We start from the raw sequence: 26,225 nt of genomic DNA, 5'->3' as shown, positions 1-26,225 counted from the left end.
ATGGGGCACGTTGCCGTGCCGCGCGCGATTCCGTGTCGCGATCGTGGTTGCGGTCGTGCACGTTGCCGATGGCGACAGGCGTGACGACGACGCAGCGCCATCGTCAGAGAATCAGCATGGCGCGGAAGTCGTTGACGTTGGTGCGCGTCGGCCCGGTGACGATCATATCGTCGAGCGCGGCGAAGAAGCCGTAGCCGTCGTTGTCGGCCAGGCGCGCGCGTGCCGACACGCCGCGCGCGGCGGCGCGCGCCAGCGTGTCGGGCGACAGCAGCGCGCCGGCGTTGTCTTCGGAGCCGTCGATGCCGTCGGTGTCGGCGGCGATCGCATGCACGCCGGGCAGCCCGTCGAGCGCCACCGCGAGCGACAGCAGGAATTCCGCGTTGCGTCCGCCGCGGCCGTTGCCGCGCACGGTGACCGTGGTCTCGCCGCCCGACAGCAGCACGCAGGGCTTGCGCCACGGCTGGCCGCGCTGGGCGACCTGGCGTGCCAGCGCCGCGTGCACCAGCGCGACCTCGCGCGCCTCGCCCTCGATGCAATCCGAAAGAATGTGGGCCTCGATGCCGAGCGCGCGGGCGCGCGCGGCGGCGGCTTCCAGCGCCTGCTGCGCGGTGGCCAGCGTCACGCTGCGATGTCCCTCGAAGCGTGGATCACCGGGCTTGGGCGTTTCACCGGCACCGCTCTGCAGATGCGCGCGCACGGCCGCCGGAACCTCGATGCCGTATTTGTCGATCACCGCCAGCGCATCCGCGCAGGTGGTGGCGTCGGGCAAGGTCGGACCGCTGGCGATCAGCGTCGGATCGTCGCCCGGGATGTCGGAGATCAGCAGCGTCTCGACGCGCGCCGGCGCGCATTGCAGCGCGAGCCTGCCGCCCTTTAGCGCGGACAGATGCTTGCGCACGCAATTCATCTCGCCGATGTTGGCGCCGCTGCGCAGCAGCGCCTTGTTGACGGCCTGCTTGTCGGCCAGCGTCAGCCCCGGTGCGGGCGCGGCCAGCAGCGCCGAGCCGCCGCCCGAGATCAGGCACAGCACCAGGTCGTCGGCGCTCAGTCCCTTGACCATCTCGACCATGCGCTGCGCGGCCTGCTGCCCGGCTGCATCGGGCACCGGATGCGCCGCCTCGACGACCTCGATGCGCGAGCACGGCGCGCCGTGGCCGTAGCGCGTCACCACCAGTCCGGACAGTTCCCCTTGCCAGTTGGCCTCGACCGCCTGCGCCATCGACGCGGCGGCCTTGCCGGCGCCGATCACTACGGTGCGGCCCTTCGGCGGAGCCGGCAGTTGCGGCGGCAGGCACTGGCCCGGACTGACCGCGGCGACCGCGGTGTCGAACAGCTCGCGCAGCAGCGCGCGCGGATCGGCAAGACTGTCGCGACGCGTCGGCGTCAGCAGGGCGGCGTGGGAATCGGAATGCATGGCGGTGCGCGATGGGATGGCGGGATGGCGTGGCGGTGAGCGTCCGCGCCGGCGAACACGGCGCGGACGAGGCGGGCGCGTGGATCGCTCGCACGCGCCATTGCGACTTGCTTCGCGGCTTACTTCGCGATCGTATGGTTCGACATCAGCTCGATCGCGCGGCACAGCGCCGAGTGATCCTGCTTGCCGAAGCCATTGGCGGCGCAGGTGTTGAACAGCTCCTGCGCGGTCGCGGTGTTGGGCAGCGCCACGCCCAGTGCCTTGGCGCCCTGCAGTGCCAGGTTCAGGTCCTTCTGGTGCAGTTCGATGCGGAAGCCCGGATCGAAGGTGCGCTTGACCATGCGTTCGCCGTGCACCTCCAGGATGCGCGACGACGCGAAGCCGCCCATCAGCGCCTGGCGTACCTTGGCCGGATCGGCGCCGGCCTTGGAGGCGAACAGCAGCGCCTCGGCGACGGCCTGGATGTTCAGCGCGACGATGATCTGGTTGGCGACCTTGGTGGTCTGGCCGTCGCCGTTGCCGCCGACCAGCGTGATGTTCTTGCCCATCAGCTCGAACAGCGGCTTGACCTCCTCGAAGGCCTCGGCCGGGCCGCCGACCATGATGGTCAGCGTGGCGGCCTTCGCGCCCACTTCGCCGCCCGACACCGGCGCGTCGAGATAGGCCGCGCCCAGCTTGTTGATGCGCGCCGCGAAGTCCTTGGTGGCGATCGGCGAGATCGAGCTCATGTCGACCACGATCTTGCTGTGCGAGGCTTCCTTGCCGGCCGCCTTCAGCGCGGCGGCCACGCCCTTCTCGCTGAACAGCACGCTTTCCACGTGCGGGGTGTCGGGCACCATGATGATCACGATGTCGGCGCGCTTGGCGACCTCCTCGGCGCTGGTGCAGACCGTGACGCCAGCGTCGACCAGGGCCTGCGGGGCCGGGTTGACGTCATGGACGAACAGCGTGTGGCCGGCCGCGCGCAGGTGGCCGGCCATCGGCGCGCCCATGATGCCCAGGCCGATGAAGCCGACGTTGCGTTGGTTTGCCATGGTGAGTCTCCTTGGAATGGTGATGAATGAAATCTGTTCTGGTTCTGTCGCCGTTGCGGTCCGGCGCGATCACTGCACGCCGAACTGCGCGCGCCAGCCCAGGCCCGCCTCGGTGCTCGTGCGCGGCTTGTATTCGCAGCCGACCCAGCCGGTGTAGCCGATCTGGTCGAGCCAGGAGAACAGGAAGCCGTAGTTCAGCTCGCCGGTGCCCGGCTCGTTGCGGCCCGGGTTGTCGGCCAGCTGTACATGCTTGATGCGCGGCAGGTTGGCCTTCAGCGTCGCGGCGATTTCGCCTTCCATCCGCTGCATGTGATAGATGTCGTACTGCACGTACAGGTTGGGCTCGCCGACCTGGTCGATCAGATCCAGCGCCTGCTGGGTGCGCGACAGGAAGAAGCCCGGAATGTCGAAGGTATTGATCGGCTCGATCAGCAGGTCGATCTTCTCGGCGGCGAGCTTGCGGGCGGCAAAGCGCAGGTTCTCGACCAGCGTCTCCTGCGCCTGCTCGCGCCGGATGTTCTGCGGCAGGATGCCGACCAGGCAGTTCAGCTGCTGCACGCCCAGCACCTTGGCGTACTGGATCGCGTCGCCGACGCCGTCCTGGAATTCGCCGACCCGATCCGGATGGCAGGCGATGCCGCGCTCGCCCGCTTCCCACTTGCCGGCCGGCAGGTTGTGCAGCACCAGGTCGAGCTGGAAGCGGTTGAGCCGATCGGCGATCTGGTCGGCGTGAAACGCATAGGGGAACAGGAACTCGACGCCGCGAAAGCCCGCGCGCGCGGCGGCTTCGAAGCGGTCGAGGAAGCCGATCTCGTTGAACAGCATGGTCAGATTGGCAGCCAGTTTCGGCATGAATGTCTCCAGAGTCTGGGTAGGGTTGTCGGTGTGGCCATCGGGGCGGCGGAAGCATGGCTGTGTGAACAAGCCCGCCTCCGCCTGCGCGCGCGTCAGGCCGTTTCCGCTTCTTCCTTCAGGATCGCCGTGTCGGCCTCTTCGTCGACGCGGTCCTCGATCGGCTCGAACTCGTTGATGTTGTCGATCTCGGTGCCCATCGCGATATTGGTCACGCGCTCGAGGATCACCTCGACCACCACCGGCACCGAGAATTCGGCCATCAGGTCGCGCGCCTCGGCGAAGGCCGGCGCGATGTCCTCGGGCTTGAACACGCGGATCGCCTTGCAGCCCAGGCCCTCGACCACCGTGACGTGGTCGACGCCATAGCCCTGGAGCTCGGGCGCGTTGATGTTGTCGAAGGCCAGCTGCACGCAGTAGTCCATGTCGAAATTGCGCTGCGCCTGGCGGATCAGGCCGAGATAGGAGTTGTTCACCAGCACGTGGATGTACGGCACCTTGAACTGCGCCGCCACCGCCAGCTCCTCGATCATGAACTGGAAGTCATAGTCGCCCGAGATTGCGACCACGTCCGATTCGGGCGAGGCCACCTTGACGCCGATTGCCGCCGGAATGGTCCAGCCCAGCGGGCCGGCTTGGCCGCAGTTGATCCAGTGGCGGGGCTGGTTGACCGACAGGAACTGCGCCGCGGCGATCTGCGACAGGCCGATCGTGCTGACGTAGCGCACGTCGCGCGGGAAGTACTGGTTCATCTCGCGATAGACGCGCTGCGGCTTGACCGGAACGTTGTCGAAATCGCTCTTGCGGTGCATGGTGCGGCGGCGCTGCTGCACCTCGGCGACCCAGGCCTTGCGGCACGGCAGCCGGCCGGCCTGCTTCATCTCGCGGGCGACCTCGACGAACTGCTCGAGCGCCAGCTTGGCATCGGAGACGATGCCCAGGTCCGGACCGAACACGCGGCCGATCTGCGTCGGCTCGATATCGACGTGCACGAACTTGCGGCCCTTGGTGTAGACCTCGACGCTGCCGGTGTGGCGGTTGGCCCAGCGGTTGCCGATGCCCATCACGAAGTCCGACGCCAGCAGGTTCGCATTGCCGTAGCGGTGCGAGGTCTGCAGCCCGACCATGCCGGCCTGCAGCGGATGGTCGTCGGCCAGCACGCCCCAGCCCATCAGCGTGGGCACCACCGGCACGTTGACCAGCTCGGCGAATTCGACCAGCAGTTCGGCGGCATCGGCATTGATCACGCCGCCGCCGCAGACGATCAGCGGCTTGGCCGAGGCGTTCAGCATCGAGATCGCCTTCTCGATCTGCGCGCGCGAGGCGGCCGGCTTGTACGGCTGCAGCGGCTGGTACGTTTCCGGATCGAATTCGATCTCGGCGACCTGCACGTCGAACGGCAGATCGATCAGCACCGGACCCGGACGGCCCGAGCGCATCAGATGGAAGGCCTGCTGGAAGACCTGCGGCACCAGCGCCGGCTCGCGCACGGTCACGGCCCACTTGGTCACGGGCTTGGCGATCGATTCGATATCGACGGCCTGGAAGTCCTCCTTGTACAGGCGGGCGCGCGGCGCCTGGCCGGTGATGCAGAGGATGGGAATCGAGTCGGCCCAGGCCGAGTACAGCCCGGTGATCATGTCGGTGCCGGCCGGGCCCGAGGTGCCGATGCAGACGCCGATATTGCCGGCCTCGGCGCGGGTATAGCCCTCGGCCATGTGCGAGGCGCCCTCGACGTGGCGGGCCAGGTAGTGGTCGATCGAGCCCGTCTTGCGCAGGGCCGAGTACAGCGGGTTGATGGCGGCGCCGGGTACGCCGAACGCCACGGTGATGCCTTCCTTTTCCAGCACGGCTACCGCCGCGTCCACTGCTCTCATCTTCGGCATGTCTGTCTCCAAGGGTGATCCAATCCGTTGGAGTCGATGCTATTACCGCCTTGGCGCTGCGATAAAGGGAAGAGAGATCAGTTGATTCCATACCTGAGGTTTGGAATGATGTCGTATGGCGCGTGCGCCGGCGCACCGTCTGCCTTCACCGGCGTCATGCGCCGCGGCGCATTGCCGGCATAGCGTGCGGCGGATGCCGCGGCATGGCGGCGCGGCGCACAATCGTGCGCGGGAGGAGACAAACATTGGACAAACTCAAACAGATCGAGGCCTTCATCTCGGTGGTGGAGCAGGGCAGCATGGCCGCCGCCGCGCTGACCCAGGGCGTGACGCCGGTGATGATCGGCCGGCGCATCAATGCGCTGGAGGCGCGCATCGGCGTCAAATTGCTGCACCGCTCCACGCGGCGCATCGTGGTGACCGAGCAGGGCGCGGCCTTCATGGAGCAGTGCAAGAAGGCGCTGGCGGACCTGGACCGCGCCGAGATGCTGATCGCCGAAGGGCGCCACAAGGCGACCGGGCATCTGATCGTTTCCGCGCCGGCGGCGTTCGGCCGCAAGCATGTGGCGCCGCACGCGCCGGCATTCCTCGCCAACAATCCCGAAGTGCAGATCTCGTTCAACCTGACCGACCGCGTGGTCGACCTGGTGCGCGAGGGCTACGATGTCGGCATCCGCATCGGCGGCGCGATCGACCCGAATTTCGTCGCGATCAAGCTGGCGACCAACAAGCGCGTGGTGTGCGGCACGCCGGCCTACTTCGCGCGGCACGGCGTGCCCCGCACGCTGGACGACCTGGCGCAGCACAACTGCCTGGCGTTCAACCTGCAGGGCGGACAGCAGCGCGGCTGGTATTTCCGGCAGCACGGCAAGGCCGTCAGCGTGCGCGTGACCGGCAATCTCGACTGCAACGACGGCGAGCTGCTGCACCGCTGGACCTGCGAGGGGCTGGGGCTGGGCTGGCGCTCGACGTGGGAGATCCTGCCGCAGCTCGAGAGCGGGGAACTGATCACGGTGCTGGACGAATACGCCTTGCCAGATTACGACATCCTGGCGGTGTACCCGCAGCAGCGGCCCGTCCCGGCGAAGATCCGCTTCTTCATCGAACACCTGAAGACCGAATTCAACCGCCCGGGCTACTGGACCGCGCGCGCCGGCGGCGCGTAAGGACCCGCAGCGCTCGTTTTGCAGAGGAGGGCCGATGGCTGCCTGGCTGGCCGACGCCGTGGTGCTGCTGCACCTGCTGTTCGTCGCCTTCGTGGTTGCGGGCGGCGTGCTGCTGTGGCGCTGGCCACGCGTCGCATGGCTGCATCTGCCGGCCGCTCTGTGGGGCGCCACCGTCGAATGGACCGGCTGGATCTGCCCGCTGACGCCGCTGGAGAACCGCCTTCGGCATGCGGCGGGCGAACAGGGCTATGCCGGCGGCTTCGTCGAGCAGTACCTGCTGCCGCTGCTGTACCCGCAGGCGCTGACGCGCGAGACCCAGCTGTGGCTGGGCGCGCTGGTGGTAGGGATCAATGTCGCGGTGTATGCGCTGTGGTGGTGGTCGCGCCGGCGCTGGCGTTGACGGCGCGCGCCGCCGCAGCGGAACTCACGCCAGCAGCGCCGCCACCAGGTCCTTGCCCGCCGGTGCGGGCACCTCGTCGAAGTGCAGCGCGCCCTCGACATGGCTCAGGTGGCCGACCATCAGTTCGACCGCGCGGTCGGCGTCGCCCGCGCGCGCCGCTTCGATGAATTCGCGATGCTCGTCGGACGAGCACGCCGCGTCCCGCCGCGACTGGTACAGCATGGTGATCACCGCGCTGCGCATCGACAGCTCGTGCAGCATCTCGGTGAGCACCTTGTTGCCGACGACCTCGGCCAGCAGGATATGGAAGTCGCTGAGCAGCCGGGTGCGGGTCTGCGCGTCGTTGCCGGCCAGCGCCTTTCTTTCGGCGGCCAGATGCTTGTCGATCCGTTTGTAGTCGGCGGCCGTGGCGCGCGCGACGAACTCGCGGGCCAGCGCGGCCTCGAGGATGCGCCGCACGGCGAAGACCTCGCGGGCCTCCTCGGCGCTGGGCTTGGCGACGAATGCGCCCTTGTCGGGCACGATCTGGATCACCTTGTCCTTGGACAGCATCAGCAGCGCCGCGCGCACCTTGGTACGGCTGACCCGGTAGACCGCCGCCAGGGCCTCCTCGCGCAGCTTGGTGCCGGGCGGCAGGCGGTGCGAAACGATCGCCGCGACGATGTCGTCGGCGATCGCCTCGGCGGTCATGGCAGGGTCGATATGCTCGGGCATGGGGCGCAGCGCGGGCGGCGCGCTTGGGGGAAATGCCGAATTCTATCGTCCCGTGGCTTTACCCGGCACCGGCGCATACCCGGGGGCCGCGTGGCCACCCTCCAGCCCGTCCAGGCCATCGAGCACCGGGGCGCTCAGTCCCTCGTCCAGTTCGGCGGCCGGGATCTCGCCGTTCAGCACCGCATGCGCGCGTTCGCGGTCGATGTCCTTCTCCCAGGCCGCGACCACCACGGTGGCGACGCAGTTGCCGATCAGGTTGCCCAGCGCGCGGGCGATGCCGATGAACCAGTCGACCGACAGCACCAGCACCAGGCCGATCGCCGGGATCGCCGGATGCGCGGACAGCGTCGCGGCCAGGATCACGATGGCGGAGCCGGGGATGCCGTGCGCGCCCTTGGAGGTCACCAGCGCGACCGCCAGGATGCCCAGCAGGTCGGCCATCGACAGCGCGGTATTGGTGGCCTGCGCGATGAACACCGCGGCGAGCGTCAGGTAGATCGAGAAGGCGTCGAGGTTGAACGAGTAGCCGGTCGGGATCACCAGGCCCACCACCGACTTGCGGATGCCCATGAACTCGAGCTTGCGCATGATCTGCGGCAGCACGCTGTCCGACGAGGCGGTGCCCAGCACCACCAGCAGCTCGGCGCGCAGGTACTTGATCAGCTTGAACACCGAGAAACCCGACAGCCGCATCACGGTACCGAGCACCACGGCCACGAACACGACCACCGCGCCGTAGAACAGCACCACCAGGAAGCCCAGCTGCTTGAGCGAGCCGATGCCGTACTTGCCGACGGTGAACGCCACCGCGCCCAGCACGCCCAGCGGCGCCAGCTTGATGATGAAGCCCATCATCTTGAACAGCGTCTGCGAGAAGGTGTCGATCAGCCGGACCAGCGGCCGGCCCGGCTCGCCGATCAGCGACAGCGCGCAGCCGAACAGTACGGACACCAGCAGCACCTGCAGCACGTCGCCCGACGAGAAGGCGCCGATCACGGTCGACGGAATCAGCTTGAGCAGGAAGTCGACGGTGCCGCCGCTGGCCACCTTGGCCGCGTTGTCGACATAGGCGCTCATCGCCGAGGCGTCGAGCGACGCCGGGTTGACGTTCATGCCGGCGCCCGGCTGGAACACATAGGCCAGCAGGATGCCCAGCGCCAGCGCGATGGTGGTGACGATCTCGAAATAGACCACCGCCTTGACGCCGACGCGGCCGACCTTCTTCAGCTCGCCGGCGCCGCAGATGCCGGCCACCACCACGCAGAACACGATCGGCGCGATCAGCATCTTGATCAGCTTGATGAAGGCGTCGCCGAGCGGCTTGAGCTTGGCGGCGAACTCCGGAAAGGCCAGACCGAGCACGGTGCCCAGCACCAGCGCGATCAGCACCTGGCCGAACAGCGAGCGCGTGAAGCGGTGGATCGGATGGCGGGGGACAGGATTGGGGGTAGGCGTGTGCGGCCGGCCGGCGCCGGGCAGGGCGGGTTGCTGCATGACTTGTCTCCAGACGGGCGGGTCCGTGTCGGTGTGACGGCTCACCCTGTTCGATTCAGGACTGCCACCGGCGCCGCTGTGGGCAACGGTGTCTCGGGTTCGGCACACCCGGTGCAATGGACGTGGCTCGCGTGGAAGGCCCCCCTGTTGGGGCGGAATTCACGCCGACGACTGTCTGGACCGGATTGTCCGCAGCGCTTTGTCGGAACCTGGACCGGAATATAGTGCATATCTTTTTTGTATGCAATTTTTGAATTCACTGTGCTAACATGGTCTGCATCGATGGCCCCGTGCGCGTCCCGGCGCCGGGGAACAGCGCACCACAAGCACAACAGCCACCGCGCCAGGCGGGCAGCCCAACAGGCTCGCCAGGCCGCAAGCGAGCGCGCTACAGTCATCGCATCCCCGTTCGGGGGCCCGGGTGCCGGCGTACAGCCGGCACGATCCGTTCAGCAGGAGACACGCATGGCAGCATCCACAACGCCCTCCTCGGTGTCCGGCACCGAAGTTGGCGCGCGCATCATGGCCTGGGCCGACGCCCTTGCCGTCCACACCGAGCAGCCGGGCATGCTGACTCGTACCTATCTGACCGACGCGCACCACGGCGCCGCCGCGCAGCTGGCGGCGTGGATGGAAGCGGCCGGCATGACGGTGCGCCGCGATGCCGCCGGCAACGTGATCGGCCGCTATGAAGGCACCGAGCCGGGCGCGCCGGCGCTGCTGACGGGGTCGCATTTCGACACCGTGCGCGATGCCGGCCGCTACGACGGCAATCTGGGCGTGATCCTGCCGATCGCCTGCGTCGCCGAATGGCACCGCCAGGGCAAGCGCTTTCCGTTCGCGATCGAGGTGGTGGGCTTTGCGGAGGAAGAGGGCGTGCGCTTCAAGGCGACGCTGCTGGGCAGCCGCGCGATCGCCGGCACCTTCGACAACAACGTGCTCGACAACGTCGACGACAGCGGCAAGACCATGCGCGAGGTGATGCGCGCGGCCGGCTTCGACCCGGCTGGCCTGCCCGCGGCGGCGCACGCGCGCGACAAGGTGCTGGCCTTCGTCGAAGTCCATATCGAACAGGGCCCGGTGCTGCTGAACGAGAACCTGCCGGTCGGCGTGGTGACCGCGATTTCCGGCGCGACCCGCTTCATCGTCGAGCTCGACGGCCTGGCCGGCCATGCCGGCACGGTGCCGATGGACATGCGCCGCGACGCCGCCATGGCCGGTGCCGAGATCGGGCTGTTCATCGAGCGCCGCTGCAGCGGCACGCCGGGCCTGGTCGGCACCGTCGGCCAGTTCAATGTGCCCAACGGCGCCGCCAACGTCGTGCCGGGCCGCGCCGTGTTCTCGATCGATATCCGTGCCGGCGAGGACGCGGTGCGGCAGGCCGCCGTCGCCGACGTGCTGGCCGAGATCGAACGCGTCTGCGCGCGCCGCAAGGTCCGCGCGCAGGTCCGCAAGACCCACGAGGCCGCCAGCGTGCCGTGCGCGCCGTGGCTGCAGCAGCAATGGGCGGCGGCGATCGAGCGCCAGGGCGCGCCGGTGCGCCTGCTGCCGTCCGGCGCCGGCCACGACGCGATGGCGATCGCCGCGATCGCCGACGTGGCGATGCTGTTCGTGCGCTGCGGCAACGGCGGCATCAGCCACCATCCGACCGAGACCATGACGGTCGAGGACGCCGCGCTGGCCGCGCGCGTGTTCAGCGATTTCGTCGAACACTTCAGCGCCCGTCCTTGATCCGGGCGGCCCGCCGACCACATGCCGGCCGCCTTCATTCCGAACAAACTCCCGCGCCCAGCGCGCCCTCAGCCAACCAGCGAAGAGCCATGACCGCACGAGACAACATGAACCCCACGCAAACCACGCTGACCCACTTCATCGACGCGAACCGTCCCGCGCAGGAGGCCTTCCTCGCCGAGCTGGTCAAGGTGCCGTCGGACAATCCCCCCGGCGACTGCGACGCCCACGGCGCGCGCGCACGGCAACTGCTCGAAGGCCTGGGCTTCCAGGTCGAGGCGCACAAGGTGCCCGACGAGCTGGTCAAGGCGGCCGGCATGATCAGCGCCACCAACCTGATCGTGCGCAAGACCTTCGGCAACGGCGGCCCGACCATCGCGATGAACGCGCACGGCGACGTGGTGCCGCCGGGACTGGGCTGGACCAAGGATCCGTACGGCGGCGAGATCGCCGACAGCGAGCACGGCCCGGTGATGTACGGCCGCGGCGTGGCGGTGTCGAAGTCGGATTTCGCCACCTACACGTACGCGGTGCTGGCGCTGATGGAAGCGGAAAAGCAGGGCGCCAAGCTCAACGGCACGGTCGAGCTGCAGTTCACCTATGACGAGGAAACGGGCGGCGACATCGGCCCGAAGTTCCTGCTGGACCAGGGCCTGACCAAGCCGGATTACGCGATCTCGGCCGGCTTCTCGTACGGCATCACGTCCGCGCATAACGGCTGCCTGCACGTCGAGGTCACCGTCAAGGGCAAGCAGGGGCATGCCGCGATGCCGCATACCGGCGTCGACGCGATCGAAGCCGCGACGCACATCCTGCAGGCCGTCTACGGCCTGCGCGCCGAGCTGGCCACGCGCAAGTCCAAGGTGCCGGGCATCGACACCGCGACGCTGAATGTCGGCCTGATCAAGGGCGGCATCAACACCAACGTGGTGCCCGACCTGGTGACCTTCCGCATCGACCGCCGGATGATCCCGGAAGAGATCGGCTTCGACGCGGAAGGCGAGATCCGTGCGGTGGTCGAGAAGGCCGCCAAGGACCGCCCCGGCATCGAGGTCAAGGTCGAGCGCATCATCCTGGCCGAGCCGCTGTCCGAGCTGCCCGGCGTGGAGAAGCTGATCGGCGCCCTGAAGAGCCGCGCCGAGGAAGTGTTCGGCGTCGACATCCCGGTGCACGGCGTGCCGCTGTACACCGACGCCCGCCACTACACCAGCCGCGGCATCCCGACCGTGCTGTACGGCGCCGGCCCCCGCACGCTGATGGAAGCCCGCGGCCACAACTCGGACGAAAACCTGCGGCTGAACGACCTGAACCGGGCCACCAAGGTGGTGGCGCTGGCGTTGTCGGATTTGATGTCGTGATCTGCTGTCGCGATCTGATGTGGTGATTTGACCCGGGGCCGGCACCGCCCTGTGGATGGACGAACGGCCCGCTGACGCGGGCCGTTTGCATTCGGGCGCAGCCACGGCTCAACCGGCCGGAGCGTCCCCCGGCAACGCCGTCGCACCCGCCCCCAACGGCCGCTGCATCAGCGCCGTATCGATCCACTGGCCGTGCTTGAAGCCGACCGCCTCCAGCCGGCCGGCCATGCGGAAGCCCATGCGTTCGTGCAGCGCGATCGAGCCGTTGCCTTCGCCGCCGGCGGGGCAGGCGATCACGGCGACCATCTGGCGCCACGGGCCGTGTTCGCAGCGGGCGAGCAGCGCGGCCAGCAGGACGGCGCCGATGCCGCGGCCGCGATGGCGCTCGTCCAGGTAGATCGAATCCTCGATGGTATGGCGGTAGGCGCTGCGCGTGCGATAGGACGACGCGTAGGCGTAGCCCGCCACCACCGGGCGGCCGTCGATCTGCAGCTCGGCCACCAGATAGGGCAGGCCCTTGTCCAGCACGGCGGCGCGGCGCTCGCGCATTTCGTCGAGCGTGGGAGGTATTTCCTCGAACGAGGCGCGGCCGTGGACAACGTGGTGGGTGTAGATGGCGTGGATCGTGGGGAGGTCGTCGTCGGTGGCATCGCGCACGGTCGGCGCGGCAACGGTGGCCTGGTTCGTGGTCATGGCGTCTGGCGTGGTATCGAAGGAGGGCGCGCGGCGTACCGGTTCGCCCGCGCTGCTTGTAGCTTGTATAGTCCGTCGTGTTTGCAGATGACAACGTTTGCGTTTCGAGGGACGGACCGATGATCAAGATTTACCACAATCCGCGCTGCTCCAAGTCGCGCGACACGCTGGCGCTGGTGCAGCAGGCCGCCGAACGCCTGGGCGAACCGGTCGAGGTGGTCGAGTACCTGAAGACGCCGCCGACGCTGGCCACGCTCAAGCAGCTGCATGCGCTGCTCGATGTGCCGGTGCGGCAGATGGTGCGCGACAACGAGGCGATCTACGCCGAGCTTGACCTGGCCGATCCGGGCCTGAGCGACGCCGAGGTGCTGCAGGCTGTGGCCGATCATCCGATCCTGCTGCAGCGGCCCATCGTGGTGCGGGGGCAGCGCGCCGCGATCGGCCGGCCGCCCGAGAATGTCGCGGCGCTGCTTTCCTGAGCGCCGGATCGAACCGAGCCTCTGATCGAATCGAGCTTCGGATCGGACCGTGCCGCAGACTGAACCGAGGCCGGACTGAACCGAGCCCGGATCAAAGCGAGCCAGGATCGAAGCGAGCCTGGATCGAAGCGAGCCTGGATCGAAGCGAGCCCGGATCGAAGCGAGCCCGGATCAAAGCGAGCCCCGATCGAAGCGAGCCCCAAATAGAAACCGGCCTCCGTGTGGAGGCCGGCCCGGTGCTGGAGGCGCGGTAGCTTCAGGCGGGTCGTTATTTGACACCCAGCCAGTGCATGGCCTCCTGACCGAAAGCGATGGCCGCCAGGACGATCAGCAGCAGGACCAGCGCCACGGTGCTGACGTAGACCGTGGCCTTGGCGATGTCGGCCTCATCGTCGGCGGGGTGGGAGTGGGCGACACTGTGCGCGTGCGGTGGCCGGTGCAGCCGTTCGGCCAGATGCCGCCAGTGAAGATCGGGATGGAAACGCATGATCGACACCTCCTCGACAGGAACGCGCGTCAGGCGGTCTTCACCATAGCAACGGACCGCCATGCATGGCGAGGCCGCCGCAGTTGCGCACGGCGCGGCGTCGGAACGGCCATGCACGCTTTTACTATAGGCGATGGCGACATGGCGGACTCGCGGCGTGGCGCGGACGCGACCTAAGGGTCAACCCTGCCGCGCCAGGTCGTCGGGCGGCGCGGAGGTGCCGGTGGGCTCGGCCGGGGATGCAGGGCCTGCAGGAGATTCCGTGGATTCCGTAGATTCCGTGGATTCAGGGGGTTCAGGGGATTCCGAGGATTCCGGGGATTCCGGGGATTCCGGGGATTCCGGGGATTCCGGGGATTCCGGGGCGATCGCCGCGAGGGCGGCTTCGCGTTCGCGCAGCGCGGCCAGCATGTTGCAGAACATCGCCCCCTGTTCGAGCGCGTCGTCCAGCGCGACATGGGTATGCGGCAGCGGATCGATCCATGCCTGCGGCAGCGCGGCCTTGACGGTGCGGCGGTAGCGCAGGCCGGTCAGCGAGAAACCCAGCGTCTTGATGTCGAGCGCGGCCCAGCCGAACGGCGAGCGGCCGGCGAAACGCATCATGTACCAGAACATCCAGGTGAAATCGAAGCCGGCGGGGAAGGCCACGAACACGGGTTTGCCCGGCAGCGCTTCGACCCATTCGACATAGCGCACCAGCGCCTGCTCGGGCGGCTGCAGGTCCCGCCGGCAGGCGGCCCAGGCCTCGGGCTCGGTTTCCCACCATTTCATCTGCACCGGATGGCCGACCGCGCCGGGCAGCGTCTCCAGATTGGCCGAGAAGGTGCCGAGCACGGTCTTGTCGGCGAGCATCGCCACCGAGGCGAACGACAGCATCGAATGCGGGCCCGGGATCGGACCGTCGGTCTCGACGTCCGTGCTGACGTAGATCTCGGGGCGGGTATCGGGCAGCTGTCGCTTGGCCATGGTCGGAGGGTGGGCCGTCAGGCCACGTTGATCAGATGATCGGCGACGAAGGGGTTGTCGCGCCGCTCGTCGCCGAAGGTCGACACCGGACCGTGCCCCGGCACGAAGGTCACGTCGTCGCCCAGCGGCCACAGCCGCGTGCGGATCGAGCGGATCAGGTCGGCATGGTTGCCGCGCGGGAAATCGGTGCGCCCGATCGAGCCGGCGAACAGCACGTCGCCGACGATGGCCAGGCGGTGCGGCCGCGAGAAGAACACCACGTGGCCAGGCGTATGCCCGGGGCAATGGTAGACCTCGAGCGTTTCGTCGCCGAACTGCACCGTATCGCCCTGATCCAGCCAGCGATCGGGCTCGAACGCCTCCGCGTGGCCAAAGCCGAAGCGCTTGGTCTGCTCGGGCAGCTGGTCGATCCAGAACTGCTCGTCGCGATGCGGCCCTTCGATCGGCACGCCGAACTCGCGCGACAGCGCGGCGGCGCCGGCACAGTGATCCAGATGGCCGTGCGTCAGCAGGATCTTTTCCAGCGTCACGTCCTGTTCCTTCAGCGCGGCCTGGATCCGGTCCAGATCGCCGCCGGGATCGCAAACCGCGGCGCGCCCGGTGCGCTCGTCGATCAGCAGCGAGCAATTCTGTTGGAAGGGCGTGACGGGAATCAGCAGGACTTTCATCGTTGAGGGGTGTCGGACGATCGCCGGCGATGCGCGGCGTATGGGGTTGGATCGGCGTTCTGGTGGATGTGCCAGCCTATGTCGTCGCATTGTAGCGTCGGCCTTTGTTAGACATGGCGACGTACCCAATATGTGAACTGTGATGCCTTTTCGTTGCATCGACGTCAACGGCCGGGATAGTCGGGAGAATCGCCGCAATCCGTTGTCAGTTCGGGGATTGCGAGCAATTGCACGCCGTAGCCAGACAATTCGTAACAAAATCGCTGTAAATCGCGCGCACGACCGATGTTAGACTCGCGCGATGCTTTGGCCGACCCACCCCCTTACTCATGCTCGCCGCGCGCTCCGCTACGGCTTTCACGCCGTCTGTGCGTTGACGCTGGCCGCCTGTGCGGTGTCGCCGAACGACGATCCCAACAGCGCCGCGGCCGACCAGAATGCGGCGCCGACCGCTGCCACGCCCGCCGCAAAACAGGCACAGGCACGCAAGCCCAAGTCCGCGAACAACGACAACCGTGCCGACGCCCGCAACGAGGCGCCAGCCGCGGCAAGCACCGAGACGCCGGCCCCGACCGGCTCGTGGCGCCTGTTCAGCTGGGGCGACGACGACAGCAGCGACAGCGAATCGGCGTCCCGCGGCACGCCGCGCGGCTCGTCGCTGGAAGGCCTGCGCGCGGATATCGGCACGTTCGAGCAGCGCGGCACGGCGTCGTGGTACGGCAAGCAATTCCACGGCCGCAAGACCGCCAACGGCGAGCGCTTCGACATGGGTGCGATGACCGCCGCCCACCCGTCGCTGCCGCTGGACAGCTGGGTGCTGGTACGCAATCTGCGCAACGACAAGGTGGCGGTACTGCGCATCAACGACCGCGGCCCGTATCACGGCAACCGCGTGCTCGACGTGTCGTATCGCGCCGCCAAGAGGCTGGGCTTCGTCGACCGCGGGCATACCCAGGTCGAAATCCGCCGGCTGTCGCGTACCGAACTGGCCGCGCTGGGACCGCTGCGCGAGCCCGGCATGGACACGGGCGCCACCGACGGCGGCGGCGACGGTGTGGACGACGACGACACCGTGGCCAGGCCGGCCAAGGCCAAGCGCGTGGTACTCAAGACCCGCAAGACGGCCAGCAAGGCGAATGCGCGCTGAGGCCGGTTTCTCCTTCCTCGCCTCCTTCCTCGCGCATCGGCGCGCCTCCGACTGCGCCGCAGTCAGAGCCATCGTCAGGGCCACGGTCCGAGCCCCTGCTGGAGCCACAGTCACCGCTCCAGTGAGCGGCTACGCGGCCCGCTGCACAGCTCCCCGTTCCACCCGGCTTCCCCACCGGAGCGCCTGAGCGGCGCCGACCCTGATGCCGGCGCGCATGGCTTCGCCCCGCATCTTCCCGGTCTGCATCGTTCCGGTCTTACTCCTGCTCGCGGCGCGCCAGCGCCATCGCATAGAGCGCCGCGGTATCGGCCCCGGTGATCGCCGCCGCGAGCTTGGCGGCGCGCTTGGCCGGCAACTCCTCCAGCAGCAGCGCCAGCACCCGCTGCGCGTTCGCGTCCAGCGCCGCCTCACCCTTTGCCGGTGCGCCTGCCCCTTCGATCACCAGCACGAACTCGCCCTTGGCGCGCGCCGGATCGGCCGCCAGCCAGGCCGGCGCGTCGGCGACCGCCATCGTCTCGGCCTGCTCGAACAGCTTGGTCAGTTCCCGGCCGATCAGCAGGCGGCGCGTCGGCGGCAATTGCTGCGCGAGTGCGGCCAGCGTGTCGGCAATGCGGTGCGGCGCTTCGTAGACGACCCAGGCATGCTCGAGCGTCGCCAGCGCGGCGATCGCCTCGGTGCGCGCCTTGGCCTTGCTGGGCAGGAAGCCGGCGAAGGTGAAGCGCCCCGCCCCGGTATCGAGCATCTCGCCGGCGACCGACAGCGCGGCCACCGCGGCGCTCGGACCGGGCAGCGGCACCACGCGATGGCCCGCCGCGCGCACCGCCTCGACCAGCCGCGCGCCCGGGTCGGAGATGCCCGGCGTGCCGGCATCGGAAACATAGGCGATGCGTTCGCCGGCGGCCAGCCGCTCGGCCACGCGCACGCCGGCCTCGCGCTCGTTGTGCTCGTGCACCGCCAGCAATGGCCGCTGCAGGCCCAGGCGCGACAACAGCTGGCCGGTATTGCGGGTGTCCTCGCAGGCGATCGCGTCGGCAAGGCCGAGCACATGCAGCGCCCGCAGCGTCAGGTCGGCAAGGTTGCCGATCGGCGTGGCGACGACGTACAGCGTGCCGGTGGGATAGGACTGGCCGGTTGCCAGCGAGATCCAGTCAGTCATGCTTGAGAACTTCCGTTGATGCGCACATTCAAAACCACGGCACGAGGCTCGGCACGCGACCTGGCGAAGGACTCGGCGAGGGATTCGGCGAGAGACACTTCGAACACCGGGACGAAGGACACGTCGAAAGCGCGCGGCGAACGCGCCGAGGCGCGGGCGCTGGCCTATCTGCAGGGCCAGGGTCTGGCGCTGGTGGTCCGCAATTATCGCTGCAAAGGCGGCGAGCTGGACCTGGTGATGCGCGCGCCCGACGGTACGCTGGTCTTCGTCGAGGTCCGCTCGCGCAGCAGCGACGCGTTCGGCGGCGCGCTGGCCAGCATCACGACGACCAAGCGCCAGCGCATCCTGCAGGCCGCCAATCACTATCTGGCGACGCTGGACCATGCGCCGCGCTGCCGGCTCGATGTGGTGGCGATCGGACCGCGACGGCTCGAATGGCTGCGCGATGCGTTCGGCGCGGGCGAGTCGGAATGACAGGACGGCGCCATCGACATCGAACCAGCGCATTCGCCGGGGGCCGCGGCCGCCAGGCTGTCCGTCATAATGCGCGTTGCGGCGCACGGCCAACTGGCATTGCCCTGGCGCGGCGCAGGCCGCCCTGCCGACTGCCAATCCTCTTTCGCATTACCGCTACAGCAAGGAACGCATGAAGACTTCGCTTTTTTCGCGCGACGCGCTCGCTGAACCGACGCCGGTCCGCGCCCCCGCCCAGGCCCGTGGCGCCAGCCGGCTCGCCGCCATCGCCCGTGCCGCCGCCACCGCCACGCTGATGCTGACCGCCGCGACGCAGTTGAGCGGCTGCTTCCCGGTGATCGCCGGCGCCATGGGGGCCGGCGTGATGAGCGCCACCGACCGCCGGCCGACGTCGATCCAGGCGGTCGATCGCGGCCTGCAGCTCGAGATCGAGAACACGCTGGCGACGCGCTACAGCGGCGCCGCGCGCGTCAACGTCACCGTGTTCAACAAGAAGGTGCTGCTGACCGGCGAGGTCAAGGACGCCAATCTGCGCCAGCAGATCGAGCAGTACGTGCGCGGGCTGCCGAACGCGCGCGAGGTCATCAACGAGCTGGAGGTGGTGTCGTCGCCGTCGTTCGCCCAGCAGAGCCAGGACGCCTTCGTGACCAGCAAGGTCAAGACGATGCTGATGACCGCCGAAGGCGTGCCGTCGAATTCCACCAAGATCACCACCGAACGGGGCGTGGTCTATCTGATGGGCCTGGTCACCCGTCCCGAGGGCGATCGCGCCACCGAGACGGCACGCAATGTCGGCGGCGTCAGCAAGGTGGTCAAGGTGTTCGACTACATCGACGAGGCCGAGCGCGCCCGCCTGGACGCGGCCGCATCGTCGCAGAACGCCGCGCCCGGCGAACCGGTCGGCGGCACGCCGGCGCCGGTGCAGAGCACCCCTGGCGCCGCGGTGCCGACCAACTCGACCCCCGCGCCCATCGGCCCCGATCTGTCTTCGCCGGTGACGGCGCCGACGACGGCACCGACGACCGCGCCGGTGCCCGGTGCGGTCGGCCTGCCTCCGGGCCGCAACCTGCCCTGATCCGCTCGCTCCGTCTCCCGACGTTCAGGCGCGCCGGCCATCCGGCCCGGCGCGCCTCCCATGCTCCCTCCACCCGCCTGCCGCTCCCCCGCGTCTTCCTCGCTCCCACCCGTCTGCCGCGCCCTCCGCGTCTTCCTCGCTCCCACCCGCCGGCCGCGCGCTCCTCGCCTTCCTTCCTCCACCGTCCGGCTGCTCCCGCGTTGCCCGCGGCTGACCTACGCTGATGTTGCGGCGGCCCAATGGCGCTCGCCGTCCGATCATCTGCGAAAACCGCAGTACGCCCGCGCCGGCCGATGTGATAGGGTTGCCCTGCCTTGCGCGTCACTCACGCGCCCCGGCCGGTCGCTCGTCCGGTCCGCGCCGTGCGGCCGATCGATGCGCCGAAGTGCCGATCCCAGCGAGGAGCGAGACCATGAAAAACAACAATCCCCTGCGAAGCACCGCGGCTGGTGTGGCCGCCCTCGCGATGTTCGTCATCGCGCCGGCCAGCGCCGCCGATCCCACCACCGAGCAGGCGCGCAACTGGGCCGCGGCCTGCGCCAGCTGCCACGGCCCCTCCGGCCGCGCGCCCGCCGGCAGCCCGGTGCCCGGTCTGGCGGGCCGGCCGCAGTCCTATCTGATCGAGCAGATGCAGGCGTTCAAGACCGGCAAGCGCGAGGCCACGGTGATGCACCAGATCGCCAAGGGCTATACCGACGAGCAGATCGCGGCGATGGCGAAGTGGTTCGCCGCGGTCAAGTAATACGCACAAGTCATGCGGTCCAGGGAACGCGATCCAGCGATGCGATCCAGTAGTGCGATCCAGTAGTGCGGTCAAACAAGCGAGGGGAAGCTGACATGCAACGACGCGAATTTCTCGGCGCGGCAGCGGCCGCCGCGGCCATCGGGCCGGCGGCCGTCGGCACGCTGCTCGGCGGCTGCGGCAGCGCCGGCACGGCGCGCGCCAGCGGTGGCAAGGTGGTGGTGGTCGGCGGCGGCTACGGCGGCGCGACCGCCGCGCGCTATCTGCGCGAATGGAGCGACAACACCATCGACGTGACGCTGGTCGAGCCAAATCCGACTTTCATCTCCTGCCCGCTGTCGAACCTGGTGCTCGGCGGCAGCAAGCGGATCGAGGACCTGACGGTGTCCTACGATGCGTTGAGCCGGCGCCACGGCGTCAAGGTGGTCCGTGACACCGTCGCCGCGATCGACCCGTCGAAGCGCCAGGTACGGCTGGCCGGCGGCGGCACGCTGCCGTATGACCGGCTTGTGCTGTCGCCGGGCGTCGACTTCATGCCCGACGACGTGCCCGGCCTGAAGCGGCCCGGCGGCGACCAGATCCTGCACGCATGGAAGGCCGGCCCGCAGACGGTGGCGCTGCGCCGCCAGCTCGAAGCGATGCGCGACGGCGGCACCTATGCGCTGACGGTGCCGCTGGCGCCCTACCGCTGCCCGCCGGGGCCGTACGAGCGCGCCTGCCAGGTGGCGCACTATTTCAGCCAGGCCAAGCCGCGCAGCAAGGTGCTGATCCTCGACGCCAATCCCGACGTGACATCGAAGGCCGCGCTGTTCAAGCAGGTGTGGGCCAGCAAGTACAAGGGCATCGTCGAATACCGGCCGCAATACCGCACCGTCGACATTGACCCCGCCACGCGCACGCTGAAGTTCGAGGTCCAGGACGACGAGCGGGTCGACGTCGCCAACGTGGTGCCGGCCCAGCGCGCCGGCGCGATCGCCGTCAACACCGGCCTCGCGACCGCCAATGGCCGCTGGTGCGAGGTCGACTTCCTGACCTTCGAATCGAAGGCCGTGCCGAACATCCACGTGCTCGGCGACGCCATCCAGATCGCGCCGCTGATGCCCAAGTCCGGACACATGGCGAACCAGCACGGCAAGATCGCGGCGGCGGCAATCGTCGCGCTGCTGTCCGGCCGGCAGCCCAATCCCGAGCCGCTGTACAACAACACCTGCTACAGCTTCACTTCCGATCGCGAGGTGATCCACGTCGCCAGCGTGCATCGCTACGACGCACAGAAGAAGACCATGGTGACGGTGCCGGACTCCGGCGGCGTGTCGACGGCGCCCAATACGCTGGAAGCGACCTACGCCTTCGCCTGGGCCAATGCGATCTGGGCGGACGCGCTGGGGTAAGCAATGACTCGGCAAGGCCGGCGTCAGGCCACCGCAAACGACCGTGCCGCTGCCGGGGAACGACGCGGTGCGCTCCCCGCATCGGCCGGAATCTCCTCGCGTGCGCCATAGCGACTGGTCCATGCCCGGCCCCATGTGCCGATGACGGGCGAAATACGGCAGTACTGCGCGACGTAGGTCTTGTTCGGGTGCGTCCGCAGTAGCGGCTGCAGCGGTCTGATGTCGCCGCCGGCCGCCAGGGTGTCCCGCGCCGTCCGGTCGATGGCCGTCGCGATGACCGAGTGGCCCCAGACCAGCTGCAGCGCACTGCGCGACAGTATCGTGCCCGGTTGCGCTTGCTGGTCCACGGCAGTGCCCATCAGGAATGCCGCTACCTTGCGCCCGTTTTCCGGGCTGATGCGCCAGCCGTCGTCGGGCGGATTCATGTGGAGCAGGTCCAGCAGGGACAGCCGTATCCGATGGATGGCCGACTTGTCCGACAGCACGAAGTTCATCGCGCGGTGATACGCCCCGAGGCCGCAGGCGACGTGATCGTTCGCCAGGATGGCCGCGTCCTCGCTCGTCGCCACGGTGTCGCGCAGTGCGATCCACAATTGCGGAACGCGGTCGCGGCCTGCGCGATCCCTGGCAAAGGAGCTGTACCGCCCCTGGATCATGAAGGACAGCACCCGCTTGCGGGCATCGTGGAACGACATGCCGCGGATTTCGTTGGCAAGTGTGTCGGCGATGCACTGGACGGTGGCATCGTCATCGAGCATGCGGCTGAAGCCCGCCACGGCGCTCCCCTGGTGCATCGGATCACCGGTTCCCGCGAGGCAGAGGATGTCCCGGCTGGTGCCGCACAACGCCACGAGCCGCCGAATGGTGCCGGGGTCGCGCCACGCTGCCTCGGCGACGACCGGCACGGAGATCGACAGGGCGATACCCTGCAGCGCCGATTGATCGCCCTTTCTGGCGGCCGTCCGAATTCGCGCCAATGCCGCCGATGCATTCCTGAAGACCTCCATCGAGGAAGCCATGAACGCAATGTCCTCGCTTGCCTCGGCCCACTTCTGTTGCCCGAGCCAATTCACCGCAGTGTCATAGAGGCCGTCCACGTAGCGGAACGCGTGGAACTGTGTCTCGCTCAGCGATACCTGGCCGTCCAGGCCGATGCCACGAAACACCTTGTCGAACAGCTTCCTGCAGAGGCTGCGCTGCTTCTGCACCGCTTCGTCGAGCTCTGCAATCGCGCGCGTGGGCCGATTGGCACGCGGTGGGGTCAGATAGCGCAGATGGCCCGAATAGGGACCGATCTGCACGGAGCCCGTTGCTTCGAAGTACGGCGCCGTGGAACGCATCGCGCCAGCAGCGTCCCTGGCCGCGGCCGCGCCTTCGGCGGCTGTCATCAGCGCCTTGTGGGAACAGAGGGTAGGAAAAACCGAGGCCATGCTTCGTTGCTCCTTCGTCGTGGTGGAGGGACGCAATGTATGGGCGCGGGCTATCCCGGCTCGATCGTCTAACGGCGCGGACTTTAGCAAGGTTGCGTGGGTGGCTCACATTCTCACGACCCCGGCCGACGGCGCCCGACATCGCAACGACATGACGCGGAAAATGGCCCCGACATGACGCGATATGGCGAGCGTGGCCCGAGCGCCGCCGTTGCCGGGAGCCGGGGGTAAACGATATATGCGTCCTCACGCATATACGCATATAGTGAATCGCATGAACGAACTGGATCGCGTCTTCGAACAGGTGTCGCACTACTTCGCGCTGCTCGCCGAGCCGACGCGGCTGAAGATCCTGCACGCGCTGTGCGACGGCGAGAAGCCGGTCGGGGCCGTGGTGGAGACCGTCGGCTCGTCGCAGGCCAATGTGTCGCGGCATCTGAACGCGATGTTCCGCTCCGGCGTGCTGGCGCGGCGCAAGGAAGCGAACCTGGTGTACTACGCGATCGCCGACCAGAGCGTGGTGGAGCTGTGCCGGACCGTGTGCGTGCAGGTGGCCGCGCGGATCGAGGACGACGCGCAGCAGGTCGCGATGGTGGACCGCTTCATGCCCACCGAGCCGAAGCGGCGCGGCGCGTCGCCGCGCAAGACGGGCGGAGCCGGCGCGGTGCGCTGACAGCAGCACGAAGCGCGCAGCGGTCCCCACCGGCGCGCGCCCCAATACGAACAGGCATGCCGACCGCGCCCGCACGGGAGCGCGGCGAGCGGCCGGAGGAGACCGAACGTGCCGGACCGCAGTCGCCCGGGTCGCATCGTGCCCGCGCCGGAACACTTCGTCAGTGCCGACCTGCGGCAGCAGATCGGGCGCCACGGCATCGACAGCCGCCGGCGCGATCTGCTGCGCGGCAGTTTTCTTGCGGCGGCGGGCGCCACCGCGGCCGCTGTGGGGCTGGTCAAGCCGGCCCGCGCCGCGACCGGCAATGCCACGGCCTCTACGACAACCTCTACGGCCACCCACACCGCCGCCGACGGCGATCCCGCGATCCTGAAACCCCAACCCTGGGCGACCTCGCTCGGCCAGCCAGTTGCCGCGCGCCCCTACGGCCAGCCCTCCAGCCACGAAACCGCGCTGGTGCGGCGCGAATCGCCGGGTTTGACGCGCGTGTCGGCCGCCTCGGTCAGCTTCGCGCCGCTGCAGGGCCTGTTCGGCATCATCACGCCCAACGGCCTGCATTTCGAGCGGCATCACCAGGGCTGGCACGACATCGACCCGACCCGCCATCGGCTGATGATCAACGGCCTGGTCCAGGCGCCGCGCGTCTATACGATGGACGAGCTGATGCGGCTGCCGTCGGTGTCGCGCATGCACTTCATCGAATGCGGCGCCAATACCGGCATGGAATGGGGCAATGTCGCGGTGCCGACGGTGCAGTACACCCACGGCATGCTGTCCTGCTGCGAATTCACCGGCGTGCCGCTGCGCGTGCTGCTCGACGACGCCGGCGCCGACCAGCGCCGCGGCCGCTATCTGCTGGCCGAAGGCGGCGACGGCTCGGCGATGACGCGCACCATCCCGATGGAGCTGGCCGACGAGATCATCGTCGCCTGGGGCATGAACGGCGAGATGCTGCGGCCCGAGAACGGCTACCCGTTGCGGCTGGTGGTGCCCGGGGTGCAGGGCGTGTCGTGGGTCAAATGGCTGCGCCGGCTGGAGCTGGGCGACCGGCCCTGGAACACCAAGGACGAGACGCTGCACTACGTCGACATGATGCCGGACGGCATGCTGCGCCAGTACACGTCGATCCAGGAGTGCAAGTCGGTGATCACCACGCCGTCGGGCGGCCAGCGGCTGACCGGCAAGGGCTTCTACAACGTCAGCGGGCTGGCGTGGTCGGGCCGCGGCAAGGTGCGCCGCGTCGATGTCTCGGTCGATGGCGGGCGCAACTGGCGCACCGCGCGGCTGGAGACGCCGGTGCTGTCCAAATGCCTGACCCGCTTCAATCTCGACTGGGTCTGGGACGGCTCGCCGGCAATCCTGCAAAGCCGCGCGATCGACGAGACCGGCTACGTGCAGCCGACCATCGCGCAACTGCGCGCGGTGCGCGGCACGCGTTCGATCTACCACAACAACGCGATCCAGAGCTGGCTGGTCGCGGCCAGCGGCGAGGTGTCCAATGTCCAGGTGCGATAGCCCCCGCTTGGGCTGGCGCCGTGGCGCCACCTTGGCCTGCCTGCTGCTCGGTGTCGCGGGCGGCGCGGCCCTGTCGGTGCCGGGCTTGGGCACGGTGCAAGCCGCGCAGGCCTGGCCGAGCGGCGCGGCGGCCAGGGACAACAAGGACAACAAGAACACCAGGGCCGCCCGCGCCCAGCTCGGCCGCACCGCCACCGCCGCCGAAGTGAAAGCCTGGGACATCGACGTCCGCCCCGACTTCCAGGGCCTGCCGCCCGGGCGCGGCACCGTCGCGCAGGGCCAGACCGTCTGGGATGCGCGCTGCGCCTCCTGCCACGGCGACTTCGGCGAATCCAATGCGGTCTTCACGCCGATCGCCGGCGGCACCACCGCGGCCGATATCGCCAGCGGACGCGTCGCGGCGATGACCGGCTCGCAGCCCTACCGCACCTCGCTGATGAAGCTGAGCACCGTCAGCACGCTGTGGGACTACATCCACCGCGCGATGCCGTGGGACGCGCCAAAGAGCCTGACCGTCGACGAGGTCTACGCGGTGACCGCCTACATCCTGAACCTGGGCGACATCGTGCCGTCCGACTTCACGCTGTCGGACGCCAATATCGGAGAGGTCCAGCGCAAGCTGCCGAACCGCAACGGCATGACGACCGAGCACGGCCTGTGGCCGGGCCGCGGCAAGCCGGACACGCGCAATACCGCCTGCATGACCAATTGCGCCGGCAAGGTCGAGGTCAGTTCGCTGATCCCGGAATACGCGCGCGGCACGCATGGGGACCTGGCGGCGCAGCAGCGCGGCTTCGGCCCGGTGCGCGGCGTCGCGACCGGGTCGCCGGAGGACGAGGCGAAGGACAAGCCGGAGGGCAAGGCCGCGGCCGCGACTGTAGGCAACGCGGCGGCCAACCCGGCCGCCACCGCCGCCGCCCAGCCCCTCGGCGCCAAGCTGACCGGCCAGTACCAATGCCTGGCCTGCCACGCGCAGGACCGCAAGCTGGTCGGACCGTCGTTCCACGAGATCGCCCAGCGTTACAAGGGCAAGGACGCGCACGGTCCGCTGGCGCAGAAAATCCGCAGCGGCGGGCAGGGCGCGTGGGGGCCAGTGCCGATGCCGCCGCAACCGCAGGTTCCAGAATCGGATATTCAAGCCATGGTGAAGTGGATACTTGAGGCAAAATAGCGTATTGGGCCGCCTGGCGCCCCCATCGAAGGGGCCGGGCCGGACCAATACGCCGCCGTGCCGGGCAGATTCGCTGCCACACGGCCGTGCCGTCCCCACGGCTCATTCC

The 26,225-nt window shown here is 68.8% G+C and carries 25 protein-coding genes; 13 read left to right on the top strand and 12 right to left on the bottom strand.

The features are described from left to right. Positions 1 to 103 precede the first annotated feature (103 nt). The 4 genes from F1599_RS01795 to gcl all read right to left on the bottom strand — a co-directional run bounded on the left by F1599_RS01795 (position 104) and on the right by gcl (position 5,186). Positions 104 to 1,414: a glycerate kinase type-2 family protein gene (locus F1599_RS01795; protein ID WP_150082018.1), complete on the bottom strand. Its 1,311-nt coding sequence runs from the start codon at positions 1,412 to 1,414 to the stop codon at positions 104 to 106. Between the two features lie 119 nt (positions 1,415 to 1,533). Beyond that, the gene (gene glxR / locus F1599_RS01790; RefSeq protein ID WP_149317512.1) at positions 1,534 to 2,448 is read right to left on the bottom strand and encodes a 2-hydroxy-3-oxopropionate reductase; all 915 of its coding nucleotides are present in this window, start codon (positions 2,446 to 2,448) and stop codon (positions 1,534 to 1,536) included. A gap of 69 nt (positions 2,449 to 2,517) precedes the next feature. Then, positions 2,518 to 3,300: a hydroxypyruvate isomerase gene (gene hyi, locus F1599_RS01785; RefSeq protein ID WP_150082016.1), complete on the bottom strand. Its 783-nt coding sequence runs from the start codon at positions 3,298 to 3,300 to the stop codon at positions 2,518 to 2,520. Between the two features lie 95 nt (positions 3,301 to 3,395). Then, positions 3,396 to 5,186, bottom strand: a complete 1,791-nt coding sequence (gene gcl, locus F1599_RS01780; RefSeq protein WP_150082014.1) for a glyoxylate carboligase — start codon at positions 5,184 to 5,186, stop codon at positions 3,396 to 3,398. Between the two features lie 245 nt (positions 5,187 to 5,431). On the opposite strand from gcl, the gene F1599_RS01775 reads away from it, so the two are divergent. Together F1599_RS01775 and F1599_RS01770 are read left to right on the top strand one after the other, a co-directional pair. Continuing rightward, on the top strand, positions 5,432 to 6,352 hold the full coding sequence (locus F1599_RS01775; RefSeq protein ID WP_150082012.1) for a LysR family transcriptional regulator: 921 nt from the start codon (positions 5,432 to 5,434) through the stop codon (positions 6,350 to 6,352). 34 nt (positions 6,353 to 6,386) lie between these two features. Next, a complete protein-coding gene (locus F1599_RS01770; protein WP_150082010.1) occupies positions 6,387 to 6,752 on the top strand; it encodes a DUF2784 domain-containing protein in 366 nt (121 codons plus the stop codon). Positions 6,753 to 6,776: 24 nt separating this feature from the next. Here F1599_RS01770 and F1599_RS01765 read toward each other — a convergent pair whose 3' ends face one another. Further along, entirely contained in the window at positions 6,777 to 7,466 is a 690-nt protein-coding gene (locus F1599_RS01765) for a GntR family transcriptional regulator (RefSeq protein ID WP_150082008.1), read from the bottom strand. Between the two features lie 42 nt (positions 7,467 to 7,508). Continuing rightward, complete coding sequence (locus tag F1599_RS01760; protein WP_149317518.1) at positions 7,509 to 8,960, bottom strand: C4-dicarboxylate transporter DctA; 1,452 nt, start codon at positions 8,958 to 8,960, stop codon at positions 7,509 to 7,511. A gap of 465 nt (positions 8,961 to 9,425) precedes the next feature. Between F1599_RS01760 and F1599_RS01755 the strand changes: the two genes are divergently transcribed. Both F1599_RS01755 and F1599_RS01750 read left to right on the top strand, forming a co-directional pair. Further along, entirely contained in the window at positions 9,426 to 10,691 is a 1,266-nt protein-coding gene (locus tag F1599_RS01755; RefSeq protein WP_150082006.1) for an allantoate amidohydrolase, read from the top strand. An 89-nt stretch (positions 10,692 to 10,780) separates the two neighbouring features. Beyond that, the gene (locus F1599_RS01750; protein WP_150082005.1) at positions 10,781 to 12,049 is read left to right on the top strand and encodes a M20/M25/M40 family metallo-hydrolase; all 1,269 of its coding nucleotides are present in this window, start codon (positions 10,781 to 10,783) and stop codon (positions 12,047 to 12,049) included. 108 nt (positions 12,050 to 12,157) lie between these two features. On the opposite strand, the gene F1599_RS01745 is transcribed toward F1599_RS01750, so the two are convergent. After that, positions 12,158 to 12,742 (bottom strand): GNAT family N-acetyltransferase, encoded by a 585-nt coding sequence (locus F1599_RS01745; RefSeq protein ID WP_149317521.1) that lies wholly within the window; start codon positions 12,740 to 12,742, stop codon positions 12,158 to 12,160. Between the two features lie 119 nt (positions 12,743 to 12,861). On the opposite strand from F1599_RS01745, the gene arsC reads away from it, so the two are divergent. Then, a complete protein-coding gene (arsC, locus tag F1599_RS01740) occupies positions 12,862 to 13,221 on the top strand; it encodes an arsenate reductase (glutaredoxin) (RefSeq protein WP_149317522.1) in 360 nt (119 codons plus the stop codon). 268 nt (positions 13,222 to 13,489) lie between these two features. On the opposite strand, the gene F1599_RS01735 is transcribed toward arsC, so the two are convergent. From F1599_RS01735 to F1599_RS01725, 3 genes are all read right to left on the bottom strand, one after another. Then, on the bottom strand, positions 13,490 to 13,708 hold the full coding sequence (locus tag F1599_RS01735) for a hypothetical protein (protein WP_149317523.1): 219 nt from the start codon (positions 13,706 to 13,708) through the stop codon (positions 13,490 to 13,492). Positions 13,709 to 13,888: 180 nt separating this feature from the next. After that, positions 13,889 to 14,674 carry a 3'-5' exonuclease family protein gene (locus tag F1599_RS01730; RefSeq protein ID WP_150082003.1) on the bottom strand — a complete coding sequence of 262 codons (786 nt, stop codon included), beginning with the start codon at positions 14,672 to 14,674 and terminating at the stop codon, positions 13,889 to 13,891. 17 nt (positions 14,675 to 14,691) lie between these two features. After that, positions 14,692 to 15,342 (bottom strand): MBL fold metallo-hydrolase, encoded by a 651-nt coding sequence (locus tag F1599_RS01725; protein WP_150082001.1) that lies wholly within the window; start codon positions 15,340 to 15,342, stop codon positions 14,692 to 14,694. 301 nt (positions 15,343 to 15,643) lie between these two features. Here F1599_RS01725 and F1599_RS01720 point away from each other — a divergent pair, with 301 nt between their 5' ends. Beyond that, positions 15,644 to 16,489, top strand: coding sequence for a septal ring lytic transglycosylase RlpA family protein (locus F1599_RS01720; protein WP_395894502.1), 846 nt, complete (start codon positions 15,644 to 15,646; stop codon positions 16,487 to 16,489). Between the two features lie 256 nt (positions 16,490 to 16,745). Here the strand turns inward: F1599_RS01720 and rsmI are convergent, their stop codons facing one another. Then, positions 16,746 to 17,645, bottom strand: coding sequence for a 16S rRNA (cytidine(1402)-2'-O)-methyltransferase (rsmI, locus tag F1599_RS01715; RefSeq protein ID WP_150081997.1), 900 nt, complete (start codon positions 17,643 to 17,645; stop codon positions 16,746 to 16,748). A gap of 18 nt (positions 17,646 to 17,663) precedes the next feature. Here rsmI and F1599_RS01710 point away from each other — a divergent pair, with 18 nt between their 5' ends. The 4 genes from F1599_RS01710 (at position 17,664) to F1599_RS01695 (ending at position 21,327) form a co-directional block, all read left to right on the top strand. Then, positions 17,664 to 18,119: a YraN family protein gene (locus tag F1599_RS01710; RefSeq protein WP_223819424.1), complete on the top strand. Its 456-nt coding sequence runs from the start codon at positions 17,664 to 17,666 to the stop codon at positions 18,117 to 18,119. Between the two features lie 172 nt (positions 18,120 to 18,291). Then, entirely contained in the window at positions 18,292 to 19,194 is a 903-nt protein-coding gene (locus tag F1599_RS01705; RefSeq protein WP_150081995.1) for a BON domain-containing protein, read from the top strand. A gap of 412 nt (positions 19,195 to 19,606) precedes the next feature. After that, positions 19,607 to 19,936 carry a c-type cytochrome gene (locus F1599_RS01700; RefSeq protein WP_150081994.1) on the top strand — a complete coding sequence of 110 codons (330 nt, stop codon included), beginning with the start codon at positions 19,607 to 19,609 and terminating at the stop codon, positions 19,934 to 19,936. A gap of 95 nt (positions 19,937 to 20,031) precedes the next feature. Further along, complete coding sequence (locus tag F1599_RS01695; protein WP_150081992.1) at positions 20,032 to 21,327, top strand: NAD(P)/FAD-dependent oxidoreductase; 1,296 nt, start codon at positions 20,032 to 20,034, stop codon at positions 21,325 to 21,327. 23 nt (positions 21,328 to 21,350) lie between these two features. Here F1599_RS01695 and F1599_RS01690 read toward each other — a convergent pair whose 3' ends face one another. After that, on the bottom strand, positions 21,351 to 22,715 hold the full coding sequence (locus F1599_RS01690; protein WP_150081990.1) for a hypothetical protein: 1,365 nt from the start codon (positions 22,713 to 22,715) through the stop codon (positions 21,351 to 21,353). Positions 22,716 to 23,031: 316 nt separating this feature from the next. On the opposite strand from F1599_RS01690, the gene F1599_RS01685 reads away from it, so the two are divergent. The 3 genes from F1599_RS01685 (at position 23,032) to F1599_RS01675 (ending at position 26,116) form a co-directional block, all read left to right on the top strand. Then, on the top strand, positions 23,032 to 23,430 hold the full coding sequence (locus F1599_RS01685) for an ArsR/SmtB family transcription factor (RefSeq protein ID WP_149317532.1): 399 nt from the start codon (positions 23,032 to 23,034) through the stop codon (positions 23,428 to 23,430). Positions 23,431 to 23,538: 108 nt separating this feature from the next. Further along, positions 23,539 to 24,945: a sulfite dehydrogenase gene (gene soxC / locus F1599_RS01680; protein WP_150081988.1), complete on the top strand. Its 1,407-nt coding sequence runs from the start codon at positions 23,539 to 23,541 to the stop codon at positions 24,943 to 24,945. A 43-nt stretch (positions 24,946 to 24,988) separates the two neighbouring features. Continuing rightward, complete coding sequence (locus F1599_RS01675; protein ID WP_395894529.1) at positions 24,989 to 26,116, top strand: c-type cytochrome; 1,128 nt, start codon at positions 24,989 to 24,991, stop codon at positions 26,114 to 26,116. The last annotated feature ends 109 nt before the right edge of the window (positions 26,117 to 26,225 follow it).

Origin of the sequence: Cupriavidus cauae, assembly GCF_008632125.1 — a bacterium.
GTDB classification, from domain to species: Bacteria; Pseudomonadota; Gammaproteobacteria; order Burkholderiales; family Burkholderiaceae; genus Cupriavidus; species Cupriavidus cauae.
Note: the sequence above shows the minus strand (reverse complement) of the source record. Positions and strands in the feature narration are given on the sequence as shown.